General features: G+C 56.8%; 1 protein-coding gene. It reads right to left on the reverse strand.

The genetic code is table 11. The features are described from left to right. Positions 1-259 precede the first annotated feature (259 nt). Positions 260-1,303, reverse strand: coding sequence for an IS110 family RNA-guided transposase (locus MTR62_RS20935; RefSeq protein ID WP_244024587.1), 1,044 nt, complete (start codon positions 1,301-1,303; stop codon positions 260-262). Positions 1,304-1,391 lie beyond the last annotated feature (88 nt).

Consider the following 1,391-nt stretch of genomic DNA (forward strand, 5'->3'; position numbering starts at 1 on the left):
TCTGTGGATGGCTCCCGCGTTGCAAGTACAAATTGACGCATTGACGATCGGTCGGTTGCAGTCGTCTGTCCGGCCTGTTGTCGCAGTCGGTAGAGACTGCTGGCCCTGATGGGGTTCGCGAACCAGGTCCCAATCGGGTTTTCAGGCTTTGAAGCCTTTGACAGTCGTAGGGTTGTCCCGGCTCCCGGTCTGCCCGGTATCGCCATCACATCGCTTCGCGCTTACAACATCGTGAAGCTGGTCTTTTCAGCTTGTTTCCTCAATATGACCCCGCCAGCATGGGCAGATGACGTGCTTGATAGGTCTCCGCGCGTGTCATAAGGGCCCAGATGATGCGGGCCATCTTGTTGGCCATAGCCACGGTTGCGACTCTGACCGGCTTTCTCTCCAGTAGCGCAACAAGTCGTGGATCGGCGGCATCTGGCTTGCATTTGGCAGAGCGGACTAACGCGGTTGCACCAATGACGAGCAACTGCCGCAAATATTTATCGCCCATTTTGGTGATCCGGCCCAGACGGTCTTTCCCGCCACTGGGCTTCTGCAATGGTGTCAGGCCCAGCCAGGCGGCAAACTGACGCCCTGACTTGAACTGATGAGGGTCGCTTACCGACGCAGCAAAAGCGGTAGAGCCGACAGGCCCTACGCCGGGGATGGTCGACAAGCGTCGCGCAACTTCATCGCTACGTTGAAGGGCATTCAAAGCCTTGTCTATTTTCTGAAGCCGGGCATGTGTGTCGATGGCTTGTTGCGATAGCATGCCGACAATCATCGTCGCCTCTGCGGGAAGGCCTGTTTCGATCTCACCATCGACTATCTGGCGTGCCATAGTCAGTGCTTTCTCAATGCCTTCCGGAATAGCGATGCCGAACTCTCCCAGCATGCTGCGCATCATGTTCACCAACTGCGTCCGTTGACGCACCAGCAAGCTACGTGCTCTATGCAGGGATAGCGCAGACTGCTGTTCACGAGACTTCACAGCAACAAACCGCATCGTCGGACGCATGACAGCTTCGCAAATCGCCTCGGCATCAACGGCATCATTCTTGCCGCGCTTCACATAGGGTTTGACGTAGCCGGGCGGCATCAGTCGTACCTCATGACCAAGGTTGATCAATTCACGCGCCCAATGATGGGATGTGCCGCATGCCTCGATCCCGACCAGGCATGGCGACAATTTCCGGAAGAACGGCAGCATTTGCGCACGCCGCAGGGCCTTGCGTACTATGACCTCACCGGCCGCATTGACACCGTGAACTTGAAAAACATTCTTGGCCAAATCCAGGCCGATCGTGCTAATCTCCATAGCGGATGGCTCCTCTGCTCGGGTTGCATGACAGCAACCCATCTTGGCACTTTGATGCCGTGAGCGGGAGCCATCCACCCTATCCGGT

It is taken from the genome of Novosphingobium organovorum (assembly GCF_022832435.1).
Lineage (GTDB): Bacteria > Pseudomonadota > Alphaproteobacteria > Sphingomonadales > Sphingomonadaceae > Novosphingobium > Novosphingobium organovorum.

Coding starts and splice junctions, on each gene's coding strand:
- MTR62_RS20935 (WP_244024587.1), bottom strand. CDS start 1,303: ATGGAGATTAGCACGATCGGCCTGGATTTGGCCAAGAATGTTTTTCAA.